20 protein-coding genes are annotated in these 19,148 nt (G+C 47.3%); 4 read left to right on the top strand and 16 right to left on the bottom strand.

Translation table 11 applies throughout. The features are described 5' to 3' along the window. Positions 1-18: 18 nt before the first annotated feature. From A3773_RS06135 to grpE, 12 genes are all read right to left on the bottom strand, one after another. The gene (locus tag A3773_RS06135; RefSeq protein ID WP_067984126.1) at positions 19-1,392 is read right to left on the bottom strand and encodes a V-type ATP synthase subunit B; all 1,374 of its coding nucleotides are present in this window, start codon (positions 1,390-1,392) and stop codon (positions 19-21) included. A gap of 36 nt (positions 1,393-1,428) precedes the next feature. Further along, entirely contained in the window at positions 1,429-1,740 is a 312-nt protein-coding gene (locus A3773_RS06130) for a YqfO family protein (RefSeq protein ID WP_067984124.1), read from the bottom strand. A gap of 19 nt (positions 1,741-1,759) precedes the next feature. Beyond that, positions 1,760-2,248, bottom strand: a complete 489-nt coding sequence (locus A3773_RS06125; protein WP_067984122.1) for a hydrogenase maturation protease — start codon at positions 2,246-2,248, stop codon at positions 1,760-1,762. After that, positions 2,245-3,540 (bottom strand): Ni/Fe hydrogenase subunit alpha, encoded by a 1,296-nt coding sequence (locus tag A3773_RS06120; protein ID WP_067984120.1) that lies wholly within the window; start codon positions 3,538-3,540, stop codon positions 2,245-2,247. Before A3773_RS06120 ends, A3773_RS06125 begins: the two co-directional genes overlap by 4 nt. Next, positions 3,533-4,312, bottom strand: a complete 780-nt coding sequence (locus A3773_RS06115; RefSeq protein ID WP_067984119.1) for an NADH-quinone oxidoreductase subunit B family protein — start codon at positions 4,310-4,312, stop codon at positions 3,533-3,535. The genes A3773_RS06120 and A3773_RS06115 overlap by 8 nt, the downstream gene beginning before the upstream one ends. Next, entirely contained in the window at positions 4,312-5,154 is an 843-nt protein-coding gene (locus A3773_RS06110; protein WP_067984117.1) for an FAD/NAD(P)-binding protein, read from the bottom strand. Before A3773_RS06110 ends, A3773_RS06115 begins: the two co-directional genes overlap by 1 nt. After that, positions 5,151-6,257, bottom strand: a complete 1,107-nt coding sequence (locus A3773_RS06105; RefSeq protein ID WP_067984115.1) for a 4Fe-4S dicluster domain-containing protein — start codon at positions 6,255-6,257, stop codon at positions 5,151-5,153. Before A3773_RS06105 ends, A3773_RS06110 begins: the two co-directional genes overlap by 4 nt. Before the next feature lie 164 nt (positions 6,258-6,421). Beyond that, the gene (gene dapB / locus A3773_RS06100; RefSeq protein ID WP_197462729.1) at positions 6,422-7,228 is read right to left on the bottom strand and encodes a 4-hydroxy-tetrahydrodipicolinate reductase; all 807 of its coding nucleotides are present in this window, start codon (positions 7,226-7,228) and stop codon (positions 6,422-6,424) included. 12 nt (positions 7,229-7,240) lie between these two features. Further along, positions 7,241-8,044, bottom strand: a complete 804-nt coding sequence (gene cysE, locus A3773_RS06095) for a serine O-acetyltransferase (protein ID WP_067984113.1) — start codon at positions 8,042-8,044, stop codon at positions 7,241-7,243. A gap of 73 nt (positions 8,045-8,117) precedes the next feature. Next, on the bottom strand, positions 8,118-9,251 hold the full coding sequence (gene dnaJ / locus A3773_RS06090; RefSeq protein WP_067984112.1) for a molecular chaperone DnaJ: 1,134 nt from the start codon (positions 9,249-9,251) through the stop codon (positions 8,118-8,120). A gap of 140 nt (positions 9,252-9,391) precedes the next feature. Further along, positions 9,392-11,317, bottom strand: a complete 1,926-nt coding sequence (gene dnaK, locus A3773_RS06085; RefSeq protein WP_067984108.1) for a molecular chaperone DnaK — start codon at positions 11,315-11,317, stop codon at positions 9,392-9,394. Between the two features lie 156 nt (positions 11,318-11,473). Further along, complete coding sequence (gene grpE, locus A3773_RS06080; RefSeq protein WP_067984107.1) at positions 11,474-12,070, bottom strand: nucleotide exchange factor GrpE; 597 nt, start codon at positions 12,068-12,070, stop codon at positions 11,474-11,476. 195 nt (positions 12,071-12,265) lie between these two features. Here grpE and recN point away from each other — a divergent pair, with 195 nt between their 5' ends. After that, positions 12,266-13,930, top strand: a complete 1,665-nt coding sequence (recN, locus tag A3773_RS06075) for a DNA repair protein RecN (protein ID WP_067984106.1) — start codon at positions 12,266-12,268, stop codon at positions 13,928-13,930. A gap of 88 nt (positions 13,931-14,018) precedes the next feature. Here recN and fur read toward each other — a convergent pair whose 3' ends face one another. Further along, positions 14,019-14,444, bottom strand: coding sequence for a ferric iron uptake transcriptional regulator (gene fur, locus A3773_RS06070; RefSeq protein WP_067984105.1), 426 nt, complete (start codon positions 14,442-14,444; stop codon positions 14,019-14,021). A gap of 117 nt (positions 14,445-14,561) precedes the next feature. On the opposite strand from fur, the gene A3773_RS06065 reads away from it, so the two are divergent. Then, the gene (locus tag A3773_RS06065; RefSeq protein ID WP_067984100.1) at positions 14,562-14,906 is read left to right on the top strand and encodes an outer membrane protein assembly factor BamE; all 345 of its coding nucleotides are present in this window, start codon (positions 14,562-14,564) and stop codon (positions 14,904-14,906) included. A 9-nt stretch (positions 14,907-14,915) separates the two neighbouring features. Here the strand turns inward: A3773_RS06065 and A3773_RS06060 are convergent, their stop codons facing one another. The 3 genes from A3773_RS06060 to A3773_RS06050 are packed head-to-tail and all read right to left on the bottom strand — an operon-like array spanning position 14,916 to position 17,049. Next, complete coding sequence (locus A3773_RS06060; protein WP_067984099.1) at positions 14,916-15,227, bottom strand: RnfH family protein; 312 nt, start codon at positions 15,225-15,227, stop codon at positions 14,916-14,918. 9 nt (positions 15,228-15,236) lie between these two features. Then, a complete protein-coding gene (locus tag A3773_RS06055) occupies positions 15,237-15,668 on the bottom strand; it encodes a type II toxin-antitoxin system RatA family toxin (protein WP_067984098.1) in 432 nt (143 codons plus the stop codon). A 16-nt stretch (positions 15,669-15,684) separates the two neighbouring features. Next, the gene (locus tag A3773_RS06050) at positions 15,685-17,049 is read right to left on the bottom strand and encodes a sodium-dependent transporter (protein ID WP_067984097.1); all 1,365 of its coding nucleotides are present in this window, start codon (positions 17,047-17,049) and stop codon (positions 15,685-15,687) included. Positions 17,050-17,238: 189 nt separating this feature from the next. On the opposite strand from A3773_RS06050, the gene smpB reads away from it, so the two are divergent. Both smpB and A3773_RS06040 read left to right on the top strand, forming a co-directional pair. After that, positions 17,239-17,712 (top strand): SsrA-binding protein SmpB, encoded by a 474-nt coding sequence (gene smpB / locus A3773_RS06045; protein ID WP_067984095.1) that lies wholly within the window; start codon positions 17,239-17,241, stop codon positions 17,710-17,712. 304 nt (positions 17,713-18,016) lie between these two features. Beyond that, positions 18,017-19,144: a hypothetical protein gene (locus tag A3773_RS06040; RefSeq protein WP_067984092.1), complete on the top strand. Its 1,128-nt coding sequence runs from the start codon at positions 18,017-18,019 to the stop codon at positions 19,142-19,144. The last annotated feature ends 4 nt before the right edge of the window (positions 19,145-19,148 follow it).

The following is a 19,148-nucleotide window of genomic DNA, read 5'->3' as shown; positions in this document are numbered from 1 at the left end:
TCTCTATCCACCTGATGCTTAAAGGGTTTCACGATTAGGCACAGGGGCCGTTTTCGGAAGATATTTATCAATTAGCACCTGCTTCATGAGCAGCTCGTGGTCATGAAAACATTCAGCTAAGGTTGCCCAACTAAGATCTAACGCATCCTCTAGCGGCAACGTAACATCGATACCCATAAACCGTTCACGGAAAAGGTCGCCAAACTTCAACAGGCGTTCATCGTATTCACTCAGCTCAAATGACATGGCCTGCTTCTGAGCTGCGTCTTTGGCCTCGGCATAAAAACGCACCATCGTATTCATAATCTGACTGTGGTCTTCACGGGTCACTTTGCCGATAACGTGCTGTTTTAAGCGTGATAAGGAGCCAAATGGATCAATCACCCCATTATGTAAATAGAGCTGACCTTCCGTTATATAACCGGTGTTATCAGGCACAGGGTGAGTCACATCATCACCGGGCATCGTTGTTACCGATAAGATTGTCACAGAGCCTGCACCTTTATAATCACATGCTTTCTCATAACGACGCGCGAGCTGTGAGTAAAGATCACCAATATAACCACGGTTAGAAGGCACATGCTCCATAGAGATGCCCACCTCTTTTAATGCATCGGCATAAGCGGTCATATCCGTCAGTAAGACCAGTACCCGTTTACCCTCTTCAACGGCAAAGCGCTCCGCTACCGCTAACGCCATATCAGGGACAAGCAACGCCTCAACGGTAGGGTCCGACCCTTGGTGCACAAACATGACCGTGCGCGCATGCACCCCCGCTTCTTCAAAGGCTTGGCGAAAGTAGTAATAATCGTCAAAGATTAAACCAATACCGCCAAACACAACGATATCAGCATCAGCATGGGTGCCGATTTGCGCTAACAGTTGGTTATAAGGTTCACCCGCTACCGAAAAAATAGGGATCTTCTGACTTTCAACTAAACAGTTAAATACATCGATCATCGGCACGTCGGTACGAATCATATGTGACGCTAATACGCGTCGCGCAGGATTAACCGTTGGCCCATCAATCTCAATTTTTGGCTCTTCCGTTAACGCAGGGCCGGTATCGATCGTCCGGCCTGTGCCCGAAAACGCACGGCCCAGAATATTGGGTGAAAAAGTCACCTCCATTGAGCGACCGAGAAAGCGAACAACAGAGTGGGTAGACAGGCCTTTGGTGCCACTAAACACCTGAAGGGAGACTTCATCCCTATCAAGTAAAATAACTTGCGCCAAACTGGTGTGCTGACCGCGATTCTCATCATTTTCGATCAACGCCAAATCACCGAAACAGATAGGCGATATCCCTTCGTCAGACAACGGCACATGAACTTTGACTATATCGCCCACGATTTCAAGAATTCGTGAGTACCTAACCAGTAATTGCGTCACCGCGCTCTCCCTATAACGACTGTACAAATAATGAGGTTAAAATACTTCCAGCTTCCACACATCATAAGCCGGTTCCTCATAAGGGTGTGCTTGTTTGAGTGCCCTTACGGCCGGTTGAATCAACTCATCACTACACACCAGTTCAACCTTCCATTCAGCTACTATTTCTAACTTATTCTGCTGACCAAGAAAAGGATCGCTCCCCTCTAAGGCCCTAAACTGCCCTTGACCTAACACCTGCCAACAACAGTGATCATAGTTACCAATACGACCAGCACCGGTTGCAAATATGGCCGATTTAACGGTTTCAAGATAATCTTCTGGTACAAAAAAACTCAGTTTATACACGCATCGTTACCTTTTTATCTCAACGTTGATGGGCCAGCCCTGCTTGTAAGCTACCCAATAATGCGTCTAATTCAACCCCTAACTGAGGAAGCCTATCACGCAACGTATGAGAGATAGGCGATAGGGTCTCAGTGTGCTCGATCTGGACAGCAAACAAATTGATCTGCGGCATTGATAACTCAAGTTGCTGCGCGAGTTGCCACATTTCAGCGACCCCCATATGGTGGCTACTAAAATGACACTCAGCGCCCTGAAGTTGGCTTGATAAAACATTAGCGCCATCACAGATAACGGTACATTCACCCGCGCCTAACCCCATATCAGCCGCATCAATAAGAATGACCCGCTCATAACACTGCAAACTATGGATAAGGGATACAGCGGGCGCAAGCACCTTCTCTAAGTGAATATTATCGGCCACCCCTCGCGCGGCTAATTGATCAATAAGATACCAAGCGATTTGGTCATCCCCATGGGCAGAACCCACCCCAATTACACCGATAGTCAAGGGCTTCGCTCCGCCGAAAAGCGCAGGAAGTGCGTTGCGCATGAGATACAGGGGTCATAATTACGAATCACTTTCTCACTGTGTAAACGCAACGCCTCGTCCGAGTGCTCTAACCCAAACGCCTGTAATGACTGAGCGAGATCTTGTTCAATGCGCGCTTGATTTTGGCTGGTTGGCGGCACTATTTTTGCTGCCCGAATAATACCCTCAGCATCCACCTGATAACGATGCCACAACAAGCCCCGAGGCGCCTCGCTCCAACCACAACATTCCCCCGCCTTAACACGAACCGGAACCGAGGGAGTATCAGGCACCTTATAGTTACGCAGGAGCTCAGAGGCCTCATGCAGGGCAAAACAGATCTCAACAGCCCGAGCCAACATGCTATGAAACATATTCTGACTTGGGAAAGGGTTACCGAGTTTCGCTAATAACCTATCTAAAAATGGCGGCAAGCCGTTAACATTAAGATTTAAACGCGCTAACGGGCCAACAAGATAGTTTTCGCCCTTTAATAAACTCCATAAGGCAGTGGAATGGGGGCATTGAGACTCAGTAAAGTAGGTTTCATAATCATCGACCCCTATATCCAGTCCCCTATCACTTTTTAAGCGCCCCGTTTCTAACGGGTAATGTGGAGAGGTTAAAGCCACACTCGTAAACGATTGCTGCTCATCCGGCATATCAAGACGTGCCACCCATTCCGCCATGGCGATCGCTTCTGGCAGGGCCGATTCAATATACCTATGTAACTCTGCGGCCTCAGCAAGGCTCGGCGCTTTATGAAAGCCGCCCACTTGTAAACCAATCGGATGTACAGAGCGGCCACCCAAAAATTTAATTAACCGGTTACCCGCCTCCTGAATAAAAAAGCCCCGTTTCACCGCATCCGGCTGCTTAGCAGCTAAACCTAATACAGTGGTTTCATGAAAGTAATCGGGTAAAGCCAACAGGTGAATATGCAGACTGTGGCTTTGAATCCACTCCCCGCAATAGAGCAAACGGCGCATCTGCTTTATCCACGGTGTCAGCTCCACCTCAAAGAGTGACTCCAACGCATTCACGGCACTGACCTGATATGCCACGGGGCAAATACCACAGATACGGGCAACAATATCTGGCACTTCAGAGTAGTGACGCCCTTCTAAAAACTTCTCAAAAAAGCGTGGTGGCTCATAAATTTTGAACTGCAGGTGCTGTAACGTCCCTTGTTCAATTTTTAGATGAAGCGCCCCCTCCCCTTCCACGCGGGCCAATGAGGGCACATCTATTGTTACTCGTCGCTCAGTCATCTTGCCCCCCATGACCTAAACCCAGCGTCCGCTCAGGCTCTGGGTGAATCAGCTGGAATCGCCTTTCAACCTGATCGGTTAACAAACCAAGTCCCAAAAAACGACGTGCTAAAACTGCATTTTTCGGCAGTTCAGACTCGCCATAACAGCCGTAGCAAGCCCGCCCAAACTCAGGACATAACGCACCACACCCTGTACGTGTCACCGGTCCCATACACGGCTCACCTTGGGTAATCAAAGTACAGACATGCCCTTGACGCTTACATTCAATACAGAGTTTTTCCCGATCATCTCGAGGCATGACACCTTCTAACATAGCGCCAATTGCCGCCGATATCTGACGGCTATTAATCGGACAGCCCCACAGTTCAAAATCAACTTTCACATGGGCTTTGATCGGCTCGGAACGGTCAAGGCTGTCAATAAATTCAGGTTGTGGATAAATATCGGCAGGCCAGGAGGCCGGATGTTTGGCTAGATTTTTAAGTGCTTGAATACCACCCGATGTGGCACACGCCCCCATAGTGATGAGGTAACGGGCGTTTTTTCTAATCTGTTGAATACGTTGGGTATCCAATTTTGTAACGATGCTGCCCTCAACAAAAGCGATATCCACATGGGCGGATTCATCCAACACCCCCGCTTCGGCAAAATGTTTAATATCCACCCTGCCCGTAAGATCGACCAATGCCTCACCCATATTTAATAGGGCTAACTGACAGCCATCACAGGAGCTGAACTTATGGATCGCAACGGTGGGTTTTGTCGCCATTAAACGCCCTCCTGTAATAGCCGTTCACGTATATCCGGATAGACAAACACAGGGCCATCTTTACAGATAAAATCAGCACCTAACTGGCAATGGCCGCAATGCCCAACAGCACATTGCATATTCCGCTCCATGCTCAGGTAAATACTGTAAGGCGGCACCCCTTTTTCAAGCAACAACTCAGCCGCGCGCTGCATAAGCCCTTCCGGTCCACAGATCATCACCACACAGTTGTCATACGCCGTTGTCACATGATCCAGCAGCTCCGTGATACGTCCTACATGAAACGGCCACGCGGGCCCCGCTTCATCTGCGGCAAGTAGCACCTCAACACCCTCCCGTTCACGCCAATCATCATAGCGGTGCTGCCAAATAAGATCATTCGCATGCTTAACCCCCTGCACAATACTTAGCTTTCGATAATGTTCTGGGCGTTTAAGGGCATAATTAATCGCCGATACCACCGGCGCACACCCCAAGCCACCCGTCACAATTAAAAGATCTTTATCCCTCGCAAGTGCTAACGGCCAACCATGACCAAAGGGTCCCCGCAAACCTAAGCGATCCCCTTTTTTTAACTGTGCCAAACCCCGTGTAACACGACCAACAACGCGGACAGTATGATCAATAATGTCGTCATCTAACGGATCAGACACAATAGAGATGGGGACCTCGCCTACACCAAACAGATACAACATGTTGAACTGCCCCGGCATAAACTGGTAACGCGCCCGTTCAGCGGCATCCTCTAGCTGTAAACGTAAGGTAAAAATAGCGTCCGATTCTTGGATAAATTCCACCACACGGGCAGCGATAGGCGTCTGCGTCTGATAGTCGCGACTCATTCCGACCCACCCCCCAGCACGTTTGCCTCTTTCACAAAGTCGATATCAGCGGGACACCAACTCATACAACGACCACACCCTGTGCAACCCGAACGTCCATACTGCTCCTGCCAACTGTCGAGTTTATGGATCATCCACTGTTGATAACGATGTTTAATGGTTTTTCTAACTTGAAACCCCGTCAGTTCACCATGGGACTCACCAAAACAACTATCCCACTCACGCACATGCTGGCTTTCATCCCCTTTTATCGCCAACTCATCTTTTTGATGGTGACAAAAACACGTAGGACAAACCATAGTGCAGTTACCACAACCTAAACAACGATCTGCAATATCTTGCCATTGCGGGTGCCCACGCTGACGATCAAGCCCACCAATGGGGATAGGCTGAAGGGCACGGGACTGCATCGCGACAACATCGGCATGCTGCTGTTGTGCTATATCCAAATCTTGAGGCTGCGCATCGAGTAAAGGTAGATGAGGTAAAATCGACAGGCCTTTATCCGACCCTGCGGCGATGAGATAGCCCGTTTCAAGCTCCGTTAATACCAGATCGAAACCGGTCTGAGCGGAGGGGCCATCGCCCGTTGACGCACAAAAACAGGTGTCTGCGGCATAGCTACAATCAACCGCTACAAGAAACAAACCCTCCCTGCGCGCTCTGTACCCGGGATCTTCATATTCACCCTGTAAAAAGTGCTGATCTTGTAACGCTAATGCCGCCATATCACAGGCCTTAACACCAATAACAGCAACCTTAGCGATAGACGATTCAGGAACCATAAACGCCAAAGCGCCGTTGGCATCACGCTTCGCTTGCCATAAGACCTCACGTGCGGGCTGCAATAAGGGTTTTAACGCTTGCGGGCCGTTGGCCCAATGGAAGAGGCGCTTATTGGAGGATGTTATAAGGCGATATGAGCCAACCTGCTGCTGATCTTGAACCCCTCTAGGCAGCTGATCAACCGAGTGAAAGGTATCATACACAATCGCGCCATCACGCACTTGAGGGCCGTGTAAGCGATAGCCATGTTCCACCAGTTGCTCAAGCAGTAGTGGAAAATTCTGACGGGCTAAAAAACGTGGGGCTTGCCTCTCCATAAACGACTCCCAAGTTTGTATCTTCTTTGAGAGTAAACTACTCCTACCCCATTGGCCATAATTAAGCGCAAGAAGATTAGATTTAGCTAATTTTTAAAATCCCCATCAGCAGGCATAAAAAAACCGCTTAAAAAGCGGTTTTCGTTATCTATTATCTGTCTGTTTTATTTCAGGCCTAAAATATCCTGCATATCAAACAGGCCGGATTTTTTACCCTCTAACCACTTACAGGCACGTACTGCACCTTTCGCAAAGGTCAGTCGGTTGCTGGCTTTATGAGTAATTTCAATACGCTCACCTTCCGTAGCAAACAGCACTGTATGATCACCCACAACGTCACCTGCACGGATGGTTTCAAAGCCGATCTCGCCACGAGGACGCGCACCGGTAATTCCTTCACGACCATAAACTGCGCACTCTTTTAAATCTCGACCGAGTGCGTCGGCTACCACTTCACCCATACGTAATGCAGTGCCGGAAGGGGAATCCACTTTATGACGGTGATGGGCTTCGATCACCTCAATATCATAATCATCATTGCCTAATGCCTGAGCGGCAACTTCTAGCAGCTTAAAGCATAAGTTCACGCCGACACTCATGTTCGGTGCAAAAACAATCGCAGCCTTGCTCGAGCGATCTTGTAATATCGCTTTTTGCTCATCGTTTAGACCCGTCGTCCCGATAACAATCTGTTTACCGTTTTCGACACAAAAATCCACATTCTGCAGTGTTACTTCAGGTGCCGTAAAATCGATAAGCACATCAAAGTCATCGACCGCATCAGCCAAAGAGCCTTTAATGGTGACGCCTAATTTACCTACACCGGCCATTTCACCGGCATCCGCACCGATCAATGTACTTGTAGGCTCGACAATCGCCGCACCTAATTCTACATTCTCAGTCATTTGGATAGCTTCAATATTCGCTTTACCCATTCGACCAGCTGCGCCAGTCACTGCTACTTTAATCATGCGTTAATTCCATTAGTCTTTGTCATGCAGAATATTTTGATCCATATCCAGTGCGGGCTTATCACAGGATGGATGACCGACAGCCCGTGCGGGTACGCCAACAACAGTGGTATGTGCAGCGACATCATCAAGCACAACACTCCCGCCGCCAATTTTAGCACCTGCACCGATTTCAATATTACCGAAAATCTTTGCACCTGCAGCGATCATGACACCTTCGCGGATCTTAGGATGCCTATCGCCCGTAGCTTTACCCGTACCACCTAAAGTAACCGACTGTAAAATCGATACATCGTTTTCAATCACACTCGTTTCACCCACAACAATACCGGTTGCATGGTCAAACATAACCCCTTGGCCGATGATTGCACCGGGGTGTATATCCACCTGAAGCACACTACTGACACGGCTTTGAATATACATTGCCATGCTCTTACGCCCCTGCTTCCACATATAATGCGCAACACGGTAGGCTTGGATAGCGTGAAACCCTTTAAGGTAGAGTAAAACAGTAGAATATTTATCGATAGCAGGGTCACGTGTACGTACCGCCGCTATATCAGCACAAACAGCCGCGATAATTTCCGGCGCATCACGAAAAACCTCTTCGATGACTAAACGGAACGTGACTGCAGGTACTGCGTCGTCATAGAGTTTTCGACTTAATAGGTAGGCAAGTGCAGAGCATAAGCTTTGATGGCCCAATATATTGGCGTGGTAGTAACCCGCTAAAACAGGCTCATCAATAACTTCCTGTTCGGCTTCTGCGGTAATCTCTTGCCAAAGCCAATCTCGGCATTCTGGATTCAGGCTCATGCCATCTCCGATGATCTAGTAAATACTCAAGTGGGTAGAACAACGTCTACCCACTTGAGTATTTAGGACAACATTAGGTCATGTCTTCAAAGAATTTCTTCACGGAATCAAAGAAGCCATGCTTTTTAGGACTGTGTTTACGTGTACCTTGCTCCATCTCATCTTGGAACTCACGCAACAACTCTTTTTGACGACTACTTAGTTTAACCGGTGTTTCAACAACAACCTTAACCAATAGGTCACCAACAGATCCACCGCGTACCGGTGCAATTCCTTTACCACGCAAACGGAACATTTTTCCGGTTTGAGTTTCGGTCGGCACTTTCAGCTTAACACGGCCATCTAAGGTTGGAACTTCAAGTTCGCCACCCAAGGCGGCATCAACAAAACTGATCGGCACTTCACAGTAAAGGTGCTTACCGTCACGTTCAAAGATCGGATGATCTTTAACATGCACTTGTACATATAGGTCGCCCGCAGGGCCCCCATGTGTACCCGCTTCCCCTTCACCCGCTAAGCGAATACGATCGCCGGTATCAACCCCTGCTGGGATCTTAACGGATAAGGTTTTAGTTTTCTCTTTACGGCCATGACCATGACAGTCATTACATGGATCAGAGATAACCTTACCTTCACCATGACAGGTAGGACAGGTTTGCTGTACTGAGAAGAAGCCTTGCTGCATACGCACTTGGCCTTGGCCGCCACAGGTACCACACACTTTGGCAGAGGTTCCTGGTTTAGCACCCGTACCGTCACAAGTTTCACAGGCCACCAGCGTAGGAATCTGAATGCTTTTCTCAACACCGCGTACCGCTTCTTCGAGTGTCATCTCCATGTTGTAGCGTAGATCAGCGCCACGTTGCACGGAGCTACGACCACCACGGCCACCACCGCCGCCAAAGATATCCCCAAAGACATCACCGAAGATATCTGAGAAGTTACCGTCAAAGCCGCCACCTTGACCACCACGCATATTCGGATCGACACCCGCATGACCGTATTGATCATAAGCTGCTTTTTTCTGCGCATCCGAAAGGACTTCGTAGGCTTCGTTCACCTCTTTGAACTTATCTTCGGACTCTTTATCATCCGGATTACGGTCCGGGTGATACTTCATCGCCATACGGCGAAAAGCTTTTTTGATATCCCGATCAGATGAATCTCGGGAAACACCTAATACTTCGTAATAATCTCGTTTCGACATGGTCACAACACTTGTCAGGGCTTAATGCCGGATATGACAACGCGGGCATAAAGCCCGCGGTGCCGAGTAAATCTGCTTTCCGGCTATAAAAACCGGAAAGCCAATGCTAAATAGAGCCTTTAAATCAGCGTCAATACGACTTATTTTTTGTCGTCTTTCACTTCTTCAAATTCAGCATCTACTGCATCATCGTTACCGCCGGTCTGTTCCTCTCCTGCCGCACCTTGAGCTGCTTCAGCTTGTTGTGCTGCTTCTGCATACATTTTCTGTGCAACAGTGGAGACCGCTTCAGTTAATGCCGTGGTTTTAGCTTCGATCGCGTCTTTATCATCCGCTTTCAAGACTTCTTCCAACTCAGCAGTCGCTGCTTCAACAGCCGCTTTCTCTTCCTCAGTCGCTTTATCACCCGCTTCTTCCATTGTTTTCTTAGCGGAGTGAACCATGGCATCGCCTTGGTTACGAGCCTGAGTTAGCTCTTCAAACTTTTTATCTTCTTCAGCATGCGCTTCAGCATCATTAACCATCTGATCAATTTCATCATCGCTCAAACCTGAAGACGACTTGATCACGATCGATTGCTGCTTGCCTGTTGCTTTATCCTGAGCCGATACATTCAAGATACCGTTGGCATCCAAATCAAATGTTACTTCGATCTGTGGAACACCACGTGGTGCCGGTGGAATCTCAGCCAAGTCAAAGCGACCTAGTGATTTGTTCTGTGCCGCTTGCTTACGCTCACCCTGAACAACATGGATTGTCACAGCGTTCTGGTTGTCGTCTGCAGTTGAGAAGATCTGAGACTTTTTCGTAGGAATAGTCGTGTTCTTCTCAATAACTGGCGTAGCAACGCCACCCATTGTTTCGATACCCAGTGTTAGCGGTGTTACGTCAAGTAGTAGAACGTCTTTAACATCACCCGCAAGTACCGCACCTTGAATTGCAGCACCCATAGCGACTGCTTCATCAGGGTTAACATCTTTACGTGGCTCTTTACCGAAGAACTCAGATACTTTCGCCTGAACCATTGGCATACGTGTCTGACCACCAACAAGGATAACTTCGTCGATTTCAGACATGCTCAAGCCAGAGTCTTTAAGTGCTAGACGGCAAGGCTCAAGTGAACGCTCAACCAGCTCTTCAACCAAAGATTCAAGTTTTGAACGGCTAATTTTAACATTAAGATGCTTAGGACCTGATGCATCCGCTGTGATGTATGGCAAGTTAACATCAGTGCTCTGTGCAGATGACAGTTCAACTTTAGCTTTCTCTGCACCCTCTTTAAGACGCTGTAGCGCTAGAGGGTCATTGTGCAGGTCAATACCTGTGTCTTTCTTAAACTCTGCTGCTAAGAACTCGATCAAGCGAGAGTCAAAGTCTTCACCACCAAGGAATGTATCACCGTTGGTTGATAGCACTTCAAACTGGTGCTCGCCATCAACTTCAGCAATCTCGATGATAGAGATATCAAACGTACCACCACCTAAGTCATAAACCGCGATTGTTTTATCGCCTTTAGACTTATCCATACCGTAAGCGAGTGCAGCGGCAGTCGGTTCGTTAATGATACGTTTAACGTCTAAACCGGCAATGCGGCCCGCATCTTTAGTAGCTTGGCGCTGAGCATCGTTAAAGTACGCAGGTACTGTAACCACGGCTTCAGTTACCGCTTCGCCTAAGTAATCTTCAGCTGTTTTCTTCATCTTTTTCAGAATCTCAGCAGAGATCTGAGGTGCAGCTAGTTTTTCACCTTTTACTTCAACCCAAGCATCACCGTTGTCTGCTTCGATAATTTTGTACGGCACCATTTTGATGTCTTTCTGTACAACTTCATCTTTGAAACGACGACCGATTAAACGCTTGATCGCAAACAATGTGTTGTTTGGGTTAGTAACCGCCTGACGTTTAGCCGGCTGGCCTACTAGGATTTCGCCATCTTCTGTATAAGCGATAACTGAAGGTGTTGTACGATCGCCTTCAGCGTTTTCAATAACTTTAGTTGTGTCACCATCTAAAACAGAAACACAAGAGTTTGTGGTTCCTAAGTCAATACCGATGATTTTACCCATTTGTATCTGCTCCAATTCGCGCTGCCCGAGTATGACGAGCAGTCTTTAATACGTGTAATAGATAGTTGCACATATGTGCTCCCAACTATCTCTCATGCTATGCAATCTATATAAGTACGTTTTGTGAGGTTTCAAGGGCACAAAACGAAAAAATTATTATCCTTTGGCAACAACAACCATTGCAGGACGTACTAAACGACCATGTAATGTGTAGCCTTTCTGCATTACTGCAATGACACTGTTTGGCTCTGCATCGGGTGCATCGACCATAGACATTGCTTGATGTAATGCGGGATCAAACGTTTCCCCTAACGGAGTAACCTGTTCCATCTTGAACTTTTCCAGCCCCGACAAGAACATCTTCATCGTCATCTCAACGCCTTCACGCATAGGCTGCAATGCTTCATCATCGCCAAACGCTTCTATTGCGCGCTCAAGGCTATCCACAATAGGCAGCATCTCATTGGCAAATTTTTCTACACCAAACTTATGCGCTTTTTCTACATCCTGTTCAGCACGGCGGCGAACATTCTGAGCCTCAGCATGGGTACGAAGCATCTGATCTTTTAAAGACTCAACCTCTGCAACCGCAGCGGCCAACTCTTTAGCCAGTTGCTCAGCATCCATTGATTCGTCGGCTGCTGCGCCCTCCTCAGCCGGTGCTTCAGCTGAAGCCTCTACGGCATCAGCCTGCTCATCGTTTACCGGTTTCGCTTGCTGTTCATCTTGTGGTGTCTTTTCTTCATGTGCCATTGGTACTCTCCAGCCAGCTCCGTGTTAATACCACGGGAAGTCTAGGTATTAATTTCATTTGCAGCATATATGGGGTCATAAACACACCTTTCAACACTTAAAAGCGCTTTTTTTAAGTAAAAAACAGATAAATATTGCATCACTATCAAAAAAAGCTTATATAAAAGTACTGTATAAAAACACATGTAATTAATTATGCTGAATCAACTGACTATTCGTGACTTTGCAATTGTTGAAAGCCTTGACTTAGAACTTAACCAAGGCATGACCGTGGTGAGCGGAGAAACAGGAGCCGGTAAATCCATCATGCTGGACGCGCTAGGCCTCACGCTGGGCAACCGCGCAGAAACCGGCACCGTTCGTTTAGGCGCCGAAAAAGCGGACATTACAGCAAGCTTTAATATTGCTGAGATCCCAAGTGCTGAACAGTGGTTACGTGATAATGATCTTGATAACTGCGGCGAATGCATATTAAGACGCGTCATCACAAAAGAGGGGCGCTCTCGCTGCTACATTAATGGTCGACCCTCACCGGCCAATAGCGTTAAAGCCTTGGGGGAACACTTAATCGCTATTCACGGACAACATGAGCACCAGCGGCTATTAAAGAAAGATCACCACCGCACACTCCTTGACGACTTTTCTGGGCTCACAAAGCTCGCTGAACAAACCCGTCAGGCGTTTCAACACTGGTCAAAGCTCAATACAGAGCTCACCCATCTTTCTGAACAAAGCACAGAACAGACAGCACGCATTCAATTACTCAGCTACCAAATTGAAGAACTCGATCAACTGGCGTTACACGAGAATGAGCTAAAGCAGCTTGAGCAAGAACAAAAAACCTTAGCCAATGCTGGCGAGATCCTCAGCACGGGCCACCAATTTATTAGTCTTGCAAGCGAAGACGAAAGCAGTAACTGCGTTCAGTCACTCAACCAGTGCCGCCAACTTCTTGCCAATATTCAATCAGAATCACCCTCCGTACGCCAAGCTGCTGAGATGCTCGATTCCGCACTAATCCAAGTCGAGGAAGCTAGCACTGAGATGCGCCACTACTTAGAAAGAGTAGAGGTTAACCCAACGCGCCAGCTGGAGGTTGAAGAACGCCTCTCAACCATTTTTGAGATCGCGCGCAAACATCGCATTAAACCGGACGAGATTACGACACTCCACCAAACTCTCCAACAGGAGTTTGCATCCCTTAGCCGCACCGATGAAGAGCTTGAGCAGTTAGAGAAAGCGGTCGAAACCACTTATGCCCAGCTGATTGAGTGCGCAAATAAACTGAGTGAAAAACGACGCAAAGGGGCTAAACAGCTCAGCAAATTAGTAGACCAACAACTTCATAGCTTAGGTATGCCGGCCGCCTCCCTCACCGTGCAACTATCACCCCTTGAGCGACCAACCGCCCACGGTATGGAAGATGTGGAGTTCTTAATCGTAACCAACCAAGGTCAGCCCGCTAAACCGCTAGGAAAAATAGCGTCCGGCGGTGAGTTATCCCGTATCAGTCTTGCTATTCAAGTCATCACCGCACAAACATCCACCACGCCAACACTCATTTTCGATGAGGTGGATGTAGGTATCGGCGGCGCGATCGCTGAAGTTGTCGGGAAGCTTTTGAAAAAACTTGGGGAGAGCGCTCAGATCCTGTGCGTCACACACCAACCACAAGTTGCATCCCAAGGGCATCAGCACCTGTTTGTTAGCAAGCGTAGCGACAAGCAGCAGACCCATACACAGATAGATCAATTAACAGAAGAAAGACGGATAGAAGAGATCGCACGCATGCTGGGCGGCATATCCATTACGGAACGCTCAATAGAACATGCGAGAGAGATGCTAGACCTACAATCTTAACCTTATGAAATAGAAGGTTATAGTAGATACTAAAAGACCAGCATAATCGCTGGTCTTTTAGTGTTCACCGTAGCTGAGAGCTTGCTGCTTATTTTTTCCCGATAGAATCTTTATGGATGCCATAAAGATAAAGTGTTCTATCTGTCACAACAAATCCCATAGACTCGGCGATTTCGTTTAATAAAACATTCAAACGAGGGTCGTTAAATTCTCTTACCATACCGCTTTTAACACACACAATGTGATCATGGGCTTCATCGCGCGCTAATTCAAAGACAGAGTGCCCACCTTCAAAATGGTGGCGTGTCACTAAACCGGCGGCTTCAAACTGAGTGAGTACTCGATAAACCGTCGCTAAGCCAACATCTTCCCCCTTTTCCATCAGCAACTTATAAATATCTTCAGCACTGAAATGATCGCCCTCACCTGCCTTTTCCAGTATTTGATAGATTTTTACACGAGGCAGGGTAACTTTAAGGCCTGCTTTTCGAAGTTCCTGATTTTCAAGTGACATAATAATTCTCTAGGCTATTTGGTGATAACAAGTAGGCATAACAAGCTTAATAACTTGTTCAAATGCGTACGAAACTTTATTATCCGCATTTACGCACAAATGTGGAAGCAAAAACAGATGCAAAAATTACTTATTGTCGCAGTACTCACTATAGCACTGTCTGGCTGTTCCGGTTTTCCTGGGGTTTATAAAATTGATATTCCACAAGGCAATGTTGTGAACCAAGAGATGGTTGACCAATTACGTCCTGGAATGACTGAAAACCAAGTCCGTTTCATTATGGGCAGCCCGCTTATGACCGACACCTTCCACGAAGGCCGCTGGGATTATTTATATAGCAAGAAAGGCGGGTCAGAAGGCGATGGTGGTTATATCCGCGAACGTATATCCCTTTACTTCACTGACGGCAAACTATCCGGCCTAAATGGCGACTTCCGCCCAGGTGGTAAAAGCGAAAACTAATTTCACACACTAACGCGCAGCGGCTTCTTCAGCCTCTTTTTTTGCTTTCATCTTAGCTGCGCGTTTTGCTCTCACCTCTTTGGGGTCGGCAATTAACGGCCTATAAATTTCTACTCTCTGTCCTTCACGCAGAACAGTCTCCTTAGGATTTTTAATCGCTTTAGCAAAAATCCCCATAGGCGCTGTTTCGGGGTCGATCTCAGGAAAAAAATCAACAATGCCGGATTTAATCACGGCCTCATAAGCGGTGCACTCGTCCGGCACATTCAAAGAGATGATTTTTTGTTCGGTAGGTAGGGCAAACGCAACTTCTACAATCATATCGAGCTCTTAATCGTAAATTTCATCAGCGCGACTGACAAACGCATCAACCAGCGTGGTCGCTACTTGGTTAAAGACTTTTCCCATCGCCATCGCCGCAATTTTACCAGAAAATTCAAACTGAAGATTAAGGCTGACCTTACAAGCCTCATCACTGAGTACTTTAAAGTCCCAAACGCCGACAAGAGAAGAAAATGGCCCCTCGACCAACTCCAGCGTCATTTGAACAGGCCGCTTTAGCTGATTCCGTGTGGTAAAACTGTATTTAAGTCCCGCCTTAGCTAAGTAAAGCGTTGCCACCACTGCATCATCAGAGCGGCTAACAACCTCGGTCTTTGCACACCAAGGTAAAAACTCAGGGTATCGTTCTACATCATTAATAAGATCAAACATCTGTTCTGCTGTGTGCAATACCAATGCACTGCGATCTACCTGAGCCATACCTGCAAAACGCCCCTTACTTAAACTTCTCAACTAAGCTGAAAATAAAGATCACCAACACGCCTACTGGCGCAATAAAACGCAGCGCAATATACCACGCATTAAACAGCAGAGGGGAAGAGATTGCCAACTCATTGGCGGCCATTTTACGTGTAATAATCCAACCAACAAAGATCGCAATACACAGACCACCCAACGGCAGCATGATATTCGCCGTCACAAAATCTAAGAAGTCAAAGATGCTAAATCCGGCCAATTTCACATCGGAGATAAAGTTAAATGAGCCCAACGCCGCAACACCTAAGCCCCAGACAATAAGACCAAGGACAATACAGGCAGGCACTCGGTGCCAGTTAAACTTCTCGACCAACCAAGCCGTTGCGGGCTCCATCAAAGAGATCGCGGACGTCCATGCGGCAACCCCCACTAACAGGAAGAAGACAAAACCAAAGATCTGACCGCCGGGCATCTGCCCAAACGCAACAGGCAAGGTAACAAACATCAGGCCAGGGCCTTTGCCGGGGTCCATGCCATTGGTAAAGACAATGGGAAAAATAACCAACCCGGCAATTAACGCAACAAGCGTATCCATGATGGCGATCCAGATGACGGCACTGCCTATGGATGTTTTCTTCGGCATATATGACCCATAGGCCATGATCGCTCCCATACCTAAAGACAAGGTAAAGAAGGAGTGCCCTAGCGCCACCAGCACAGATTCTGCAGTTAACTCCGAAGGGTCATAATGGAACAGAAAATCCCAACCTGCGGCAAAACCCTCGGTTTGAGAGGAGTAAGCAAGCATGACCAACAGCAGCACAAATAGCGCAGGCATAAGAAACTTAACAGCGTTTTCTAATCCTTTTTTAACCCCCCCAACAATCACCAACATCACCATCATAACGAAGATAGAATGCCAGATAATTAAGGTCTGCGGATTAGCTAAAAGATCATTAAACACCCCGTTCGCATCGTCACTACCGATAGCGATAAAATCGCCCACACCCATACCGGCGATGTAGTACAACACCCAACCAGCGACAACCGAATAGAAAGAAAAAATCATAAAGCCCGCCAGCACACCGATCCAGCCCACCAACGACCAGTAACGGGAGCGCCCCGCCTCAAGGGCAACATCTTTCATTGCATTGATAGGACTTTGACGACCACGACGGCCCACAAGCACTTCGGCCATCATGATGGGAACCCCCACCAGCAGAATGCAACAGAGGTAAACTAAAACAAACGCCCCACCCCCGTTTTCACCCGTAATATAGGGAAACTTCCAAATATTACCTAAGCCTACAGCCGATCCCGTAGCCGCTAATATAAAGATCCAACGAGATGTCCAAGCACCATGAATAGATGTTTTGTCTTGCATAAGCTGATAGCTCTCTATTTCTTCTTATGATCAACAGATAGCGAAATTCTTTCATCTATACCTCAAAAGCACAACGAAAAATAATCACTGCCATCCATTAAATAAAGTACAGCAACGCCATTTAACACAACGGTAAATATTATTAGAACTGCTTTCTTTGCTGTGAGCCTCACTATATAATCGCCCGCCATGGCTAAAAAGAAAAAAGCCCCATCAGGCAACACCATCTGTCAAAACAAAAAAGCACGTCACGAGTTCCTTATTGAGGATAAATTCGAGGCGGGTTTAGTGCTGACCGGATGGGAAGTAAAAAGTTTACGCGAAGGTCGCGCACAGCTCGTTGAATCTTATGTGAATATTCATAAGGGAGAAGCGTGGCTTGTTGGCGCCCATTTCACACCGTTAAAGACAGCCTGCACCCATGTGGTCGCTGATCCTACACGTCAAAGAAAGCTACTCTTAAATCACCGAGAGTTGGTTAAGATCATTAGCGCAATCAATGCAAAGGGCCTTACCTGCGTCCCGCTTGCGCTCTATTGGAAAGGTAATCACATTAAATGTGAAATCGCCTTAGCCAAAGGTAAAAAGCAGCATGACAAACGTGCTGCGGATAAAGATAAAGACTGGGCTCTGCAAAAACAACGCCTCATGTCTGCACGATAAAATCGGTCAAGGTGCTCACTCGGGCACCTAACATCTGCCAAGTATCTTTTTTCTCACGTCATCCTCCGATCTAATGAAGACGAGTCACGCTGCACTGCAACGTAACAATCTACAACCCGTCGAATAATCAACAACTTAATAAAATCTCCTTCCGCTTTCGTTAAAAGTACCTCACAAAAAAACAAAACACCTGTTTTAAATAAACGTTTACCTTTCTTGATATTGGTTATTTCTAGTGCAATAGTTTACTCCATAACGAGCACCCCAGCAGGCTGACTGCACTCGGGAATTCAGGGAGAATACTGTGCAATCACAAGGATACCAATTACAGGTCAACGGAATAGGTGACGCCAATGCACTTACGATTAGTGCAGCCCATGATCACTTCGGCCTATCAAAACAAGAGTGTATCCAACGCATTCTCACCTCACCTTCAATCTTGCAGTCAAACTTAAGCAAAGAGCGCGCACTACAACTAAAAGCGGCCCTAAGCGATTTTAAGCTCCCTTGCGAGATCGTCGACAATGATGCCACCGTTACCACAGACAACGCGCGCTACGAACTCGCAGCACACATCACAAAATTTGATTACGCCGCCGAATTTGCCGCTGAGATAGCAGCCTTCACAGGGCAAACCGGCGAAGAGATCATTAAAAGCTTAACCCAAGTCCCCGCCATCCTTTTAGGCCGACTATCCAAAACCGTGGCTGATGACCTCATAGAGCGCTTCAGTAGGCCGGGCATAGAACTCATTGCATCCGCCCCCGCAACCGCGCTTTATACCGTGATGGCTTTTATGCCCAGCTACAACGAGTCGGTCCGAAGCCAATACATTAGCCTCGGCCTTAAACCAAACAACAACGAAATCACCTGCGAACAATGGTCGGCTAATAATTTAAGTTACGCCTCAGCGCAAGCTATATGGCAAAAAGCAAGCGCACTTCACCTCCCCGTCATTATTCAAAATCATGACTACTTCCGGTTCAACTTATCGATGGACAGCACATCAACCGACATCAACACTGAACAACTATCCCAATGGTTAACCGACAGCTTTTCGATCCCGACCCAAATACATAACAAACTGATAAACGCCCTGCCCATTATATTAGAACGCTCAATTCCCCTTGAGAAAGCACAACAACGACTTGCCGAAATGCATACCCTCGGCTGTAAAGGCAGCGCCATATCGGTCGCAGGCGAGAAATACAATATCGAACTTAAAGCCCTACCCCCCGAGGTAAAGCCAGCCTTAGAGCACTTATGCAATAGCATCATGGGACGAACAATCCCTATAACAAAAACAGGCGAAAGCCCGCAGCTCATTCCGTTATCCGCCAATACCCACCAAGGCCTTTGGATTACCCATGAAGCTAAAAAAACCGGCTTGCAGGCGCGCTTAATTCCGTCCAATGAGAAAAAAGGGAGATAGTGTC

This window comes from Neptuniibacter pectenicola (assembly GCF_001597735.1).
GTDB lineage: Bacteria > Pseudomonadota > Gammaproteobacteria > Pseudomonadales > Balneatricaceae > Neptuniibacter > Neptuniibacter pectenicola.
The sequence above is the reverse complement of the archived record's forward strand: the minus strand, read 5'-3'. Positions and strand labels throughout refer to the sequence as shown.

Bases quoted from the DNA above. Each gene is read 5' to 3' on its own strand.
- A3773_RS06120 (WP_067984120.1), bottom strand. From the start codon at position 3,540: ATGACTGAGCGACGAGTAACAATAGATGTGCCCTCATTGGCCCGCGTG.
- A3773_RS06115 (WP_067984119.1), bottom strand. From the start codon at position 4,312: ATGGCGACAAAACCCACCGTTGCGATCCATAAGTTCAGCTCCTGTGAT.
- A3773_RS06110 (WP_067984117.1), bottom strand. From the start codon at position 5,154: ATGAGTCGCGACTATCAGACGCAGACGCCTATCGCTGCCCGTGTGGTG.
- A3773_RS06105 (WP_067984115.1), bottom strand. From the start codon at position 6,257: ATGGAGAGGCAAGCCCCACGTTTTTTAGCCCGTCAGAATTTTCCACTA.
- dapB (WP_197462729.1), bottom strand. From the start codon at position 7,228: ATGATTAAAGTAGCAGTGACTGGCGCAGCTGGTCGAATGGGTAAAGCG.
- cysE (WP_067984113.1), bottom strand. From the start codon at position 8,044: ATGAGCCTGAATCCAGAATGCCGAGATTGGCTTTGGCAAGAGATTACC.
- dnaJ (WP_067984112.1), bottom strand. From the start codon at position 9,251: ATGTCGAAACGAGATTATTACGAAGTATTAGGTGTTTCCCGAGATTCA.
- dnaK (WP_067984108.1), bottom strand. From the start codon at position 11,317: ATGGGTAAAATCATCGGTATTGACTTAGGAACCACAAACTCTTGTGTT.
- grpE (WP_067984107.1), bottom strand. From the start codon at position 12,070: ATGGCACATGAAGAAAAGACACCACAAGATGAACAGCAAGCGAAACCG.
- recN (WP_067984106.1), top strand. From the start codon at position 12,266: ATGCTGAATCAACTGACTATTCGTGACTTTGCAATTGTTGAAAGCCTT.
- fur (WP_067984105.1), bottom strand. From the start codon at position 14,444: ATGTCACTTGAAAATCAGGAACTTCGAAAAGCAGGCCTTAAAGTTACC.
- A3773_RS06065 (WP_067984100.1), top strand. From the start codon at position 14,562: ATGCAAAAATTACTTATTGTCGCAGTACTCACTATAGCACTGTCTGGC.
- A3773_RS06060 (WP_067984099.1), bottom strand. From the start codon at position 15,227: ATGATTGTAGAAGTTGCGTTTGCCCTACCTACCGAACAAAAAATCATC.
- A3773_RS06055 (WP_067984098.1), bottom strand. From the start codon at position 15,668: ATGGCTCAGGTAGATCGCAGTGCATTGGTATTGCACACAGCAGAACAG.
- A3773_RS06050 (WP_067984097.1), bottom strand. From the start codon at position 17,049: ATGCAAGACAAAACATCTATTCATGGTGCTTGGACATCTCGTTGGATC.
- smpB (WP_067984095.1), top strand. From the start codon at position 17,239: ATGGCTAAAAAGAAAAAAGCCCCATCAGGCAACACCATCTGTCAAAAC.